Consider the following 11,820-nt stretch of genomic DNA (forward strand, 5'->3'; position numbering starts at 1 on the left):
AAAAAGGAGAAATGATCATGTCAATCAAACAAGTAAAAGATTATTTTAAACAATATGATATGGATACTCGAATTCAAGAATTTTCAGTATCTAGTGCAACCGTAGACTTGGCTGCTTCTGCACTGGGCTGCGAACCTGAAAGAATCGCAAAAACACTCTCCTTTCTAGTAAATGGACAAGCTATTTTAGTTGTGACCTCTGGCGATGCAAAAGTTGATAACAAAAAATTCAAGGAATATTTTAAAACAAAAGCTAAAATGCTTTCTCCTCATGAGGTTGTTGACTTGGTCGGTCATGAAATTGGCGGAGTATGTCCTTTCGCTACAAAGAATGGCGTTTCTGTTTATTTAGATATTTCACTCAAACGTTTTGAGACAGTCTATCCAGCCTGCGGAAGCAGTAACAGTGCTATTGAACTCACAATAAAACAATTAGAAAAACACTCCGGTGATTCACAATGGATTGATGTGTGTAAGGGATGGAATGATGAATGAACACATGAAGACGGAAGGAAAAAGTGCAGTTAAAAATAAAAAAGAGCTAGAAACCCTTGATACACAAAGGTTTCTAGCTCTTTTATAACTATTCCCACTCAATCGTAGCAGGCGGTTTACTCGTAATATCATACACCACGCGGTTAATATGCTTCACTTCATTCACGATACGAGTCGAGATCTTCTCAAGTACATCCCAAGGGATTCTTGCCCAGTCACTCGTCATACCATCAATAGACGTAACAGCACGGATACCGATTGTGTAATCGTATGTTCTTGCGTCACCCATGACACCTACGCTGCGGATGTCTGGGAGAACCGTGAAGTATTGCCAGATGTCGCGCTCAAGGCCGAAGTTGGCAATTTCTTCTCGTAGAATCGCATCCGATTCACGGACGATTTCTAGTTTTTCTTCAGAAATTTCACCTAGTACACGGATTCCTAGTCCTGGACCTGGGAATGGCTGTCTCCATACGATGTCGTCTGGAATACCTAGCTCTGACCCTAGAGCACGGACTTCATCCTTGAATAGCGTATTAAGTGGCTCAATCAATTCAAACTGCATGTCTTCTGGAAGACCGCCAACGTTGTGGTGAGATTTGATTGTTTGTGCCGTTGCTGTACCACTCTCAATGATGTCAGTGTAAAGCGTTCCTTGTGCTAAGTAGTCGATTCCTTTTAGCTTGTCCGCCTCGTCATCGAATACATAGATGAATTCGTTACCGATGATTTTACGTTTTTGCTCAGGATCAGACACACCTTTTAGCTTGTTTAAGAAGCGATCTTTCGCATCTACTTTAATCACGTTCATGTTGAAACCTTCGCTAAATGTTTTCATTACCCCTTCTGCTTCGCCTTTGCGAAGAAGACCGTGGTCAACGAAAATACATGTCAGCTGATCGCCGATGGCTTTGTGGATCAATACCGCCACAACAGATGAATCTACACCGCCGCTTAGTGCGCACAGTACTTGTTTGTCGCCTACTGTTTCACGGATTTTCTGCATTTCGATTTCAATGAAGTTCTCCATTGACCATTTGCCATCGCACTCACATACGCCGAAGACAAAGTTCTTCAATAGATCATTTCCGTACTCAGAGTGACGTACCTCTGGGTGGAACTGAACGCCATAGAAATTCTTCTCAGCTAAGCTCATCGCTGAGTTTGGACAATGTGCACTTGTTGCATCAACTGTAAAGCCTTCTGGTACTTCAACGACAAGGTCACCATGGCTCATCCAAACGACTTGATCCGTTGGAAGGTCTTTGAATAAAGCAGGTGTTCCGTTAATATGAATGTCTGCTTTCCCATATTCACGCTGGCTAGCCGCTTCTACTTTCCCACCTAAATAGTGAGTCATCAGCTGCATGCCGTAGCAAATGCCTAGAACCGGAATGCCTAGATCAAAAATCTTTTCGTCACAGCGGAAAGATCCTTCATCATATACACTGTTTGGTCCACCAGAAAGGATGATTCCTTTCGGCGCCATTTCTTTAATTTCTTCAGCAGTTAAAGTGTGCGGATGAAGCTCACTGTACACACCAAATTCACGAATACGGCGAGTGATCAGCTGATTGTACTGACTACCGAAATCGAGAACCAAAATCATTTCATTTACTAAATTTGTCATGGTGTCACCTCTATGTCCAATATAGTTTTTATAAACGCACAGAAAAAATGAGAGGAGAAAACCTCTCTCAGTGTAAATCACGCTTTTGAAGCGCCCAGACTCACATCCGAACGCTTCAATTTCATGTATTTTAGAAGGTTTTAATATTCACCTATTCTAACAACAGGAAGGTACGTGGTCAAGACTATCTCCTGTTTATTAAATTTTCCCATAACTTCACCGACTGCTGCCAAAGCGCCGACGCATCTTCTCGCCTGTAGAGCGCCCGCTCATAGAACTGCGTTAGTTCAGACATGTGATGATTCCTTTCCTTGTCATCGATCAAAGAAGCAAATTCTCTTAGCGTCATGCCTGGCTTTTTCTCGATCCCTCTGCGCCTTAGCTGCTTTAATAGAGCAGCATATGCGTAGAAAAAAGCTTCCTCATCTGGCAGACGTTTTACCTTTCTCACAATAAAGATTGGCAGCCATCTTGCTCTGAACCGGTAAAGCATCCAGCCTATAAATCCAAGAAAGACAATCACACCTGCTGCGTAGCCCAAGATTGAACCAACATGAACCATACTTGGCTTTGCTTTAGCTACTTGTTCCTCTTGTTTTGCCGCCTGTTCTGGTTCTTGTTGCTGCGGCTGCTGTGTCTGCTCGTTTTCTTGTTGATCAGATGCGGGCTGATCTTTTTCATCCTGTTGATCATCTGCTTGGTCGTTGTTAGCCGTGGTTTCATTCGTAAATGTCTCTGGGTTCGTGAACCCTTTTGTCGGTTCAAAAGTCACCCAGCCACGGTTTGGAAAATACACCTCTACCCATGAATGGGCATTGTTATTGGTCACTTCATACACATTGTTTCCATCCATCTGTGTTTCATATAATTGACCTGACGTGTACCCTTTCACCCATCTCGCCGGAATTCCAATCGAGCGAAGCATGACAATCATCGAGGTTGAAAAGTTATCACAATAGCCAATCATTGTGTCAAATAAGAACTGATCCACATAGTCTTCGTTACGCCCAGGCACAGCGACATTTTGGGTTTCATATGAAAACTTCGCAGATCCTAAATAATCCTCGATCGCTTTTGCTTTATCATACATATTATCCTTCGTTTCCGTTAAGCTGTTCGCCAATGTTTTCACACGCTCTGGCAGCGAGGATGGGAGCTGCAAGTATTCACGTCCGACCTGCTGGTTCACTTGCTGCTTGGTCGGTACTTTGATCCGCTGTAAATCCTCTAGGATAAATGTAGGTGATAAGAAGCTGACTCGATAGTTCCCTAAATTTTTGGGCGGGTTTTGAGTAGATGGGACAATTTTCTCCGTTTTGCCCATCATTTGCAGTGGAATGTTTTCCATTGGCGTCAGCATAACCGTACCAATCGGATAAACAGCATGATTAAATCGATAATTTGATTCCATATCGACTCTTGTTTCATGCTCCTCTGTTTTTACGCGATTGGTAAACCACCGGTTCGGCACATCACTCCCTTTTAACCGAGTAGGTTTCGTATCATTTGAAGCATCCTCCCAGCCTTTCCCCGTGTAAATACTTTTTGTTTCTACACGAAAATAAGACGGCTCTTTTCCGCTCCATTTAAATACCGGTGTACGGTCCTCACTAAACGGTCCCCCAAGCGACGAATCATCCGCACTATATCCCACCTTATTCTGCCCGGCAGAACCATCTTGATTCGTGACCGCTTTAAAAAACGGGACAGGGTCAGGCCATTTTGGATCAGATTTTGGCAAAGAAGCACCGAGTGATGCTGATACAAGAACAAGCGCCAGCATGGGTAAGAACCAATTGAGACGCGCTTTCTGTGACACCCGCACACCTTCAGCCGAACGAAGCCGGTCGAAATAGAGCAGGCCAAGCAAACAAAAGCCAAATACCATAATTCGAACGATCGCAAAAGTCGCATCATAAGGCGTAAATGTATCAAGAATCGTGACATATACAATCGTCATCAGTAAAAAGAAGAAGATACGCTGCTGATACACAACCCAATAATGAAGTAAATAAACAAGTAGCCAAAGCAAAATATAAAACAACAATGTGCGGAAAGACGGATACATGTCACTCCACATGCCCATGCTCATCAAAGAAATATTATCTTTAATATCAGCAAACAGCGCAGGCAGATAACTTGGCTCTGATTGATAAAAAATCAAATATAATGCGAGCAAGATCAATCCAGCACAAATAGGAAACGTCACATACCACTTCAATCGAAAGAACGTAAACAAACACGTAAGCCCTATAAAAATGATGAAATAAGACGTATGACTCGTCTCTGTAAAATCTTGAAGCGGACGAAGCCACTCCCAAAGTAGCAGAAATGCGACAGCATAATAGATGAACAACTCAAAACGACTTTGCCGCTGATGCATATGCAGCATAAATGTTTGTCACCTCACAGTTCTTTCGTGCAGCCGATCCTCAAATAAAAGGGTCGTGTATATCCCAGAAGCTTTAAGCCGGTCCACAAGCTGTTTTTCTTTTGCCGTCAATCGATCAACGGCTCTCTTCACTAAAAGAACGGTGATGTTCTTTCTGTTTCGATTCCCAAGTAAAATGGTAGCAAGCTCTTCTTGCAGATGACCTGTCACCACATACTTTCCTGTCTGCTGGTGCTCACTCGCTGTTAATGATTGATAATCAGGTGCACGAGAAGGCTGATACTGCACCTTCGTTAAATAGTAGAGCATGTCCTGTAAATGCCACTCTCCTTGATCCACTCGAAATAAGTGCTGATCCCCAAGCGGGACAAGGCCTACCGGCACCCCTTTTTTCACAGCCGTTTGCAAAACCGATGCGGCCATAGACACAATCGTTTCAAAAGCGGCTTCATCTGTAAAATCAGCAAACACTACAAGATCTTTTGTCTGATTCTGTTCAAACTCTTTCGTCATAAGCTGACCTCTTCTAGCTGTTGTCTTCCAGTCCACCCAAGCGAAACGGTCTCCTTGCTGGTATTCACGCACACCTGTCGTCACATTTGTCGGTTCATTTAACCAAGAGTGCACCGCTTTGCCTCCATTTTCATTCACCGATGCAGCAGATATAACAGGAATATCCGACATTTTCGGATACACAAGCAATGTTTTCTCTAATGGAAGAATCACTTCTTTTTCAACAAACCCAAACATATCACCCGTTTTGATTCTAATCGCCGTCAACTGATGCTCTCCCCGCATGATGTCATTGAATTGATAAGAAAATCGCCACGTTTTCCGAAACCACGGAAAGATCATTCGCTTCATTTCAATTTGTTCCTGTAAATGGAAGGTTTCCGGCGGGTCATCCTCAAGTATGACGTACACGTACGGAAATAAATTCGTCCGCTTGATTTCAAGGTCAACAGACAGCACATCCCCTGCCTTTAACCGGGTATGCTGTAATGTCCTTTTGGCTGTTGCACGAAGTGGAACAAGGGCAAACAGCAAAGCATACAAAGCATATGGTGAAAATGCATAAAAAAGGAACCAGCTCACAAAGCCGCCCTGAAACATGGCATAGCAAAAGGCTGCTGCCGTGAGGAGAAGGAGCATAAACACCCGTAACCATAGTGAAAAAGCGAAACGGTCACGTGACTTCATTGAGTCATCGACTTTTGAACTGGTACGCCAATATGCTCAATCATCTGTCGTAGCAGTGTCTCCGCCTTCTTCCCTTCATATGTTGCTTCCGATGTCAAAATCATGCGATGCGGCAATGTGTAAGGCGCCAAATACTGTATATCATCAGGAATCACATAATCCCGCCTGTTCAACAGCGCATACGCCTGAGCCGCTTTCATCAATGCAATTGAACCCCTTGGGCTCACGCCTAAATAGACAGACGGATGATTTCGCGTCGCTTGGGCGATTTCGACAATATATTCTTTAATCGATGCATCCACATGTACGGTCTGAACCGCTTGCTGCAAAGCATGGATATGATCTTTTGTCATGACTGCCTGAAGCGTGTCAATTGGCGTTTGCTTCTCCTGCAAATTCAGCACCTCAAGCTCCTCCAGCATGGTTGGATACCCCATCTGCAGCTTAAATAAGAAGCGATCCATTTGCGCTTCTGGAAGTGGATAGGTTCCCTCATACTCCACTGGATTTTGCGTTGCCATCACAAAGAAAGGATCTGCCAGCGGCATCGTTTCTCCGTCCACTGTCACACTGCCTTCTTCCATCGCTTCAAGAAGGGCTGATTGTGTTTTAGGAGAGGTTCGGTTGATTTCATCAGCCAAAATAATCTGCCCCATAATCGGTCCTTGTCTAAATTCAAACTCGTTTGTCTTTTTATTATAAATCGACACACCTGTTACATCTGAAGGCAAAAGGTCAGGCGTAAATTGGATTCGCTTAAACTCACACCCAATGGATTTTGCCAGAGCACGAACCATCATGGTCTTCCCAACGCCAGGCACATCCTCTAATAGCACATGCCCCTTCGCCAAAATCGCAACAAGGCTTAATATCGCAATATCTTTTTTCCCTACCATCACTTTATTGATGTTATCTACGATTTTTTGTAAATCTGAATGCATCGGTTCATCAAATGCCATCCTGATCCTCCTATCACGTTTCCGTCAATTTTCATATAGTCTAACTTTACCATACAACACGCATTTGCATGAAACATCAACACGTAGAAAAAAGAAGCCTTCTCACGACGGAAAAGACTTCTGCTCCTCTTTAGGCTCACTTGCTGGTTCCATATGAACATGAGAGTGTAGAATATCATGTTCCTGCTTCATTCTGCGTTCAATTTCATCTGCAATATCATGGCTTTCTGCGATGTTTAAATGCGGTTCTACTTCAACGACCACATCCACATGGACGGTGCTTCCAAGATAACGAGCTTTAATGTCTTTCAAATCGCCCACTCCTGGTGTCGCTTCAATCGTCTCTTTATATTTAGACATATCTTTTATATGAAAACCGTCCGTTAACGAATGAGACGCATCTCGGAAAATCTCCCACGCCGTTTTACAGATAATTAAGCCAATCACAAACGCAGCAAGCGTATCAACCCACGCCAGCTGAAATTGAGAGGCGATAATTCCGACAAACGTCCCGATACTCACATAAGCATCTGATTTATTATCAGCCGCTGCGGCATATAGCGCCTGGCTATTAATTCGTTTAGACAGTTTACGGTTATACATATACACGCCATACATCACAACAGCACTTCCTGCTGCCGTCCAAGCTGCAATCATATCAGGCGTTTGATGCTCTGATGAGAAAAGCGACTGGCCTGCGCTCAGCAAAACCTGAAGCCCGACAAGCATCATAATAAAGGAAGCCACAAGTGACGCAATATTTTCAGCTCTAAAATGACCGTATGGATGATCCTCATCAGGTGGCTTCTGAGAAATACGCAACCCAATTAATACGGCAAGCGAAGCAATGATATCTGTCGTATTATTCAAGCCATCTGCGGAAAGGGCTTCTGAATGAAACACATACCCAATGATCAGTTTGACAGCAGATAAGATCACATAGGCTATAATGCTGACCCAAGCACCTGTTTCACCTTGTCTTAATTCGTTGTAGCGCTCCATACCGAACAGCGCCTCCTCACACATTACTTTTCTATATTTATCTTACAAAGCCAAGCCCGTGTGGGTCTACAGCAACATGATTCGCTTGAATCAGCAAAATAGGATACATAGAAATGTGTTGACCTAAGCAAACTTATTTTTATAAGGTCAATTGACCTCAAGACCTACTCCCATCAACGTTTTTCAAAACCACCCCGAAAAATGAAAAAGAACAAAATCACTCTACTATATAATTGTCAGAATAGTTTTATTTTAAAACACAACTTTTCTATCTTCCTTCTTATGCTATTTTTAAGAATGGGCAGAGGAAAATAAGGGAACATAATCTCTCAAATCCTTTATACTTTTTAACATCATGTTAAGAGGTTTGAAATGTCAGTTTGATAACCTGTCCAATGCTGAATGACAATTCAGTATGATAAAATTTAAAATATTCTAAAAACAAACTCTCGAATAAAAGAGAAATGTTTGGAGGTAAAGAAATGTCCAACATGACAAACGGTCTTCAAAAAAACCTTAAGACAAGACATATTTCAATGATCTCCATTGCCGGGGTCATTGGGGCAGGGCTATTTGTTGGTAGTGGTGCTGTCATTCATTCTGCAGGGCCTGGATCGATTCTTTCCTATTCATTTGCCGGACTTCTGGTCATCTTTATTATGAGAATGCTTGGAGAAATGGCCTGTGCCTATCCGACAAGCGGCTCTTTCTCACAATATGCGAGCGACGCCATCGGCCCGTGGGCCGGGTTTACAATCGGCTGGCTTTACTGGTTCTTCTGGGTCATCGTCATCGCCATTGAAGCCATTGCCGGTGCTGCCATTATTCAATATTGGTATGGAGATGCACCTGTTTGGCTCACAAGTCTTATCCTCACAATCCTCTTAACTTTGACAAATATCTTTTCTGTTAAATCTTTTGGCGAATTTGAATATTGGTTTTCATTGATTAAAGTCGTCAGCATTATTCTCTTCCTACTCATTGGTTTTGCATTTATCTTTGGTTTTGGCGGTCATCATACTGCAGGTCTTGCTAATTTAACGGGGAATGGCGGTTTCCTTCCAAACGGGTTCGGCTCTGTGCTCCTCGGGATTGTCGTTGTCATCTTTTCCTTCATGGGAACCGAAATTGTGGCAATTGCCGCAGGTGAATCAGCAGACCCTGTCAAATCTGTGACAACAGCTACCCGTTCAGTTGTATGGCGTATTATTGTGTTCTACGTCGGGTCGATCGCCGTCGTTGTCACGTTACTCCCATGGAATTCAGCGAATATTTTAACAAGCCCGTTCGTTGCAGTATTAGAATACATCGGTGTCCCATCAGCCGCTCAAGTCATGAACGTCATTGTTTTAACAGCCGTTCTTTCTTGTTTAAACTCCGGCCTATACACAACGTCCAGAATGCTTTATTCATTAGCAGAAAGAGGCGAAGCACCAAAACGTTTTATGAAAATCAGCAAACGCGGTGTCCCTGTAGCAGCGACAGTCGCAGGTACCTTCTTTTCCTATATTGCCGTCATGATGAACTACTTTTACCCTGAAACCATCTTTCTATTTCTAGTCAATGCCTCTGGTGCCATTGCACTTCTTGTCTACTTGGTCATTGCCGTTTCACAATTAAGAATGCGTCGTAAAATCGAAAAAGAAAATCCAGAACAACTCAAAATCAAAATGTGGCTGTTCCCATACCTTACGTACTTTACCATTTTGGTCATCTGCGCCATCTTGGCCTCTATGCTGTTTATCGAATCAATGAGACCTCAGCTCATACTGACAAGCATCATTACCATCAGTGTACTAGCCGCCTACTTCATCTTTAAACCGAACAAAAAAGTGCCTGCAAGTGCAGCGCTTGAAAATAAACACCCTTAATTCTCCCGCTGAAAAGCGGGTTTTTTTATTTTATTCACCTATTTGGATGTCCGCACTTATAATGTATCAAATTGATTTTAAGTGAGGATTAGTCAACATGAACCTAGAAAAGTTTGTTGACGAGCTGCCAATTCCAGAAGTCGCAGAGCCCGTCAAAAAAAACCCAAGACAAACGTATTATGAAATCGCTATGGAGGAGGTGTTCCTAAAAGTTCATAGAGATCTGCCCCCAACCAAGTTATGGACCTATAATGGCAGTTTGCCTGGTCCAACCATTAAAGCGAATCGAAATGAAAAGGTCAAAGTGAAATGGATGAACAAATTGCCGCTGAAACACTTCCTGCCTGTCGATCATACCATTCACGCTGGACACCATGATGAACCCGAAGTCAAAACAGTCGTTCACCTGCATGGGGGCGTGACACCTGCAAGCAGTGACGGTTATCCGGAGGCTTGGTTTTCGCGAGACTTTGAAGCGACCGGCCCCTTCTTTGAACGAGAGGTTTACGAATACCCTAATCACCAGCAAGCATGCACATTGTGGTATCACGATCATGCCATGGCATTAACACGATTAAATGTATACGCCGGATTAGCTGGCTTTTATTTGATCTCAGATGCGTTTGAAAAATCACTCGAATTACCGAAAGATGAATATGATATCCCTTTAATGATCATGGACCGGACATTCCAGGAGGATGGCGCACTATTTTATCCAAGTAGACCAAATAACACACCAGAAGATAGTGACCTTCCAGATCCCTCTATCGTGCCATTTTTTTGCGGGGAAACGATTTTAGTCAATGGAAAAGTATGGCCATATTTAGAAGTAGAGCCTCGAAAATATCGTTTTCGTATCTTAAACGCGTCCAATACAAGAACTTACGAGCTTCATCTAGATAACGACGCCACAATCTTACAAATTGGATCTGATGGCGGTTTTTTGCCAAGACCTGTTCATCACCAATCTTTTAGCATTGCACCTGCTGAACGTTTTGATGTTATCATCGACTTCTCAGCTTATGAAAACCAAACGATTGTTTTAAAAAATACGGCAGGCTGCGGTCAGGAAGTCAATCCAGAAACAGATGCGAACATTATGCAGTTTAAAGTCACTCGTCCGCTCAAAGGAAGAGCAGCTAAAACATTACGTCCGATCTTCAAACCACTGCCACCGCTCCGGCCGAGCCGAGCTGATAACGAGCGAACGCTGACCCTTACTGGCACACAAGATAAATATGGGCGCCCGATTTTATTACTAGATAACCAGTTTTGGAATGATCCTGTCACAGAAAATCCTCGACTTGGCAGTGTAGAGGTGTGGAACATCGTCAATCCAACAAGAGGTACACACCCTATTCATTTACATCTTGTTCAATTTCGAGTGATTGATAGAAGACCATTCGATACAGACATCTATCAATCAACAGGTGAAATCGTGTACACAGGACCAAATGAGGCGCCTCCTTTGCATGAACAAGGCTACAAGGATACAATTCAGGCGCATGCCGGTGAAGTCATTCGCATCATCGCTCGGTTTGTCCCATATAGCGGACGATATGTGTGGCATTGTCACATTTTAGAACACGAGGATTATGACATGATGCGGCCGATGGATATCATTTAGTAAATATGAAACCTCTCTTAATTGCGTAATATGAAAAGGGCTAACAGCTTCTATATATTAGCCCTCTATTTTCTTTTCAATCTCCATGAGAAAAAACGAACAATGTATCGCATGAATGGCATTTTTTTGAACATTACACACTTAAAAAGTTGACGAAGTAAACCGATAATACTACTATATACCCATTACCTCTATCAAAAGGCACTTAAGAAACCATGCACAAACAAATAGAAAATCGTCATAAAAAACGGAGGAGTTCAATTTGAATGAAGAAAAAGAGACTTGCCAGGTCAAGCAAGAAACAGTGGCAGGTAACAGGGAGAAGCTTTCAATTCATGAAAACGAGAGCATTCGATCAAACATTGAACAACTAACAATTGAACTCGGTGAACAAAAAGAATTCAATCACTTCATATTAGATGAAAAACAGAAGGCCATCAGCACATTATCGGCTCTCATTGCAAAAGGTGATTGTGATGAAGAGTTAAAAGCTCATTTTGTACAAGCATTACATATCGGGCTCTCTGTTATAGAGATTATGGAGATCATTAAGCACTGTACAAAGGTTGCGGGATTCCCTCATTCCATTAATGCCTTGTTTATTTTTCAAAACTTACTAGATGAAAACAATAAATAAGAGAAAAC

Annotated in this window: 9 protein-coding genes; 4 read left to right on the plus strand and 5 right to left on the minus strand. The window is 42.7% G+C overall.

What is annotated here, in order from left to right; translation table 11 throughout:
- Window positions 1–17: 17 nt before the first annotated feature.
- Window positions 18–494 (plus strand): YbaK/EbsC family protein, encoded by a 477-nt coding sequence (locus tag FBF75_RS17360; protein ID WP_099496355.1) that lies wholly within the window; start codon window positions 18–20, stop codon window positions 492–494.
- An 88-nt stretch (window positions 495–582) separates the two neighbouring features.
- On the opposite strand, the gene guaA is transcribed toward FBF75_RS17360, so the two are convergent.
- The 5 genes from guaA to FBF75_RS17385 all read right to left on the minus strand — a co-directional run bounded on the left by guaA (window position 583) and on the right by FBF75_RS17385 (window position 7,677).
- The gene (gene guaA, locus FBF75_RS17365; RefSeq protein ID WP_017359841.1) at window positions 583–2,124 is read right to left on the minus strand and encodes a glutamine-hydrolyzing GMP synthase; all 1,542 of its coding nucleotides are present in this window, start codon (window positions 2,122–2,124) and stop codon (window positions 583–585) included.
- A 184-nt stretch (window positions 2,125–2,308) separates the two neighbouring features.
- The gene (locus FBF75_RS17370) at window positions 2,309–4,516 is read right to left on the minus strand and encodes a transglutaminase TgpA family protein (protein WP_165378751.1); all 2,208 of its coding nucleotides are present in this window, start codon (window positions 4,514–4,516) and stop codon (window positions 2,309–2,311) included.
- 9 nt (window positions 4,517–4,525) lie between these two features.
- Window positions 4,526–5,716, minus strand: coding sequence for a DUF58 domain-containing protein (locus FBF75_RS17375; RefSeq protein ID WP_099496354.1), 1,191 nt, complete (start codon window positions 5,714–5,716; stop codon window positions 4,526–4,528).
- Window positions 5,713–6,675 carry an AAA family ATPase gene (locus tag FBF75_RS17380; protein ID WP_099496353.1) on the minus strand — a complete coding sequence of 321 codons (963 nt, stop codon included), beginning with the start codon at window positions 6,673–6,675 and terminating at the stop codon, window positions 5,713–5,715. The genes FBF75_RS17375 and FBF75_RS17380 overlap by 4 nt, the downstream gene beginning before the upstream one ends.
- A 102-nt stretch (window positions 6,676–6,777) precedes the next feature.
- A complete protein-coding gene (locus tag FBF75_RS17385; protein ID WP_008344349.1) occupies window positions 6,778–7,677 on the minus strand; it encodes a cation diffusion facilitator family transporter in 900 nt (299 codons plus the stop codon).
- 482 nt (window positions 7,678–8,159) lie between these two features.
- Between FBF75_RS17385 and gabP the strand changes: the two genes are divergently transcribed.
- The 3 genes from gabP (at window position 8,160) to FBF75_RS17400 (ending at window position 11,812) form a co-directional block, all read left to right on the plus strand.
- Window positions 8,160–9,548 carry a GABA permease gene (gene gabP / locus FBF75_RS17390; RefSeq protein ID WP_017359846.1) on the plus strand — a complete coding sequence of 463 codons (1,389 nt, stop codon included), beginning with the start codon at window positions 8,160–8,162 and terminating at the stop codon, window positions 9,546–9,548.
- Window positions 9,549–9,645: 97 nt separating this feature from the next.
- Window positions 9,646–11,175: a multicopper oxidase family protein gene (locus FBF75_RS17395; protein WP_025206837.1), complete on the plus strand. Its 1,530-nt coding sequence runs from the start codon at window positions 9,646–9,648 to the stop codon at window positions 11,173–11,175.
- 262 nt (window positions 11,176–11,437) lie between these two features.
- The gene (locus FBF75_RS17400) at window positions 11,438–11,812 is read left to right on the plus strand and encodes a carboxymuconolactone decarboxylase family protein (protein WP_007496965.1); all 375 of its coding nucleotides are present in this window, start codon (window positions 11,438–11,440) and stop codon (window positions 11,810–11,812) included.
- Window positions 11,813–11,820 lie beyond the last annotated feature (8 nt).

Source organism: Bacillus sp. S2(2019) (assembly GCF_005144805.1).
Taxonomy (GTDB): domain Bacteria; phylum Bacillota; class Bacilli; order Bacillales; family Bacillaceae; genus Bacillus; species Bacillus altitudinis.

Bases quoted from the DNA above. Each gene is read 5' to 3' on its own strand.
- FBF75_RS17360 (WP_099496355.1), top strand. From the start codon at position 18: ATGTCAATCAAACAAGTAAAAGATTATTTTAAACAATATGATATGGAT.
- guaA (WP_017359841.1), bottom strand. From the start codon at position 2,124: ATGACAAATTTAGTAAATGAAATGATTTTGGTTCTCGATTTCGGTAGT.
- FBF75_RS17370 (WP_165378751.1), bottom strand. From the start codon at position 4,516: ATGCTGCATATGCATCAGCGGCAAAGTCGTTTTGAGTTGTTCATCTAT.
- FBF75_RS17375 (WP_099496354.1), bottom strand. From the start codon at position 5,716: ATGAAGTCACGTGACCGTTTCGCTTTTTCACTATGGTTACGGGTGTTT.
- FBF75_RS17380 (WP_099496353.1), bottom strand. From the start codon at position 6,675: ATGGCATTTGATGAACCGATGCATTCAGATTTACAAAAAATCGTAGAT.
- FBF75_RS17385 (WP_008344349.1), bottom strand. From the start codon at position 7,677: ATGGAGCGCTACAACGAATTAAGACAAGGTGAAACAGGTGCTTGGGTC.
- gabP (WP_017359846.1), top strand. From the start codon at position 8,160: ATGTCCAACATGACAAACGGTCTTCAAAAAAACCTTAAGACAAGACAT.
- FBF75_RS17395 (WP_025206837.1), top strand. From the start codon at position 9,646: ATGAACCTAGAAAAGTTTGTTGACGAGCTGCCAATTCCAGAAGTCGCA.